General features: G+C 55.8%; 1 rRNA gene. It reads left to right on the forward strand.

Going from position 1 to position 513, the window contains the following annotated elements:
- Positions 1-486, forward strand: a 16S ribosomal RNA gene (locus ACF8EF_RS15715); the annotation flags it as partial.
- Positions 487-513: the final 27 nt, after the last annotated feature.

Here is a 513-nt window from a genome sequence, read left to right on the forward strand (position 1 = left end):
GCTGTCGTCAGCTCGTGTCGTGAGATGTTGGGTTAAGTCCCGTAACGAGCGCAACCCTTGTCCTTAGTTACCAGCACGTTATGGTGGGCACTCTAAGGAGACTGCCGGTGACAAACCGGAGGAAGGTGGGGATGACGTCAAGTCATCATGGCCCTTACGGCCTGGGCTACACACGTGCTACAATGGTCGGTACAGAGGGTTGCCAAGCCGCGAGGTGGAGCTAATCTCACAAAACCGATCGTAGTCCGGATCGCAGTCTGCAACTCGACTGCGTGAAGTCGGAATCGCTAGTAATCGCGAATCAGAATGTCGCGGTGAATACGTTCCCGGGCCTTGTACACACCGCCCGTCACACCATGGGAGTGGGTTGCACCAGAAGTAGCTAGTCTAACCTTCGGGAGGACGGTTACCACGGTGTGATTCATGACTGGGGTGAAGTCGTAACAAGGTAGCCGTAGGGGAACCTGCGGCTGGATCACCTCCTTAATCGACGACATCAGCCTGCTGATGAGC

It is taken from the genome of Pseudomonas sp. zjy_15, from assembly GCF_043101865.1.
Classification (GTDB): Bacteria; Pseudomonadota; Gammaproteobacteria; order Pseudomonadales; family Pseudomonadaceae; genus Aquipseudomonas; species Aquipseudomonas putida_Y.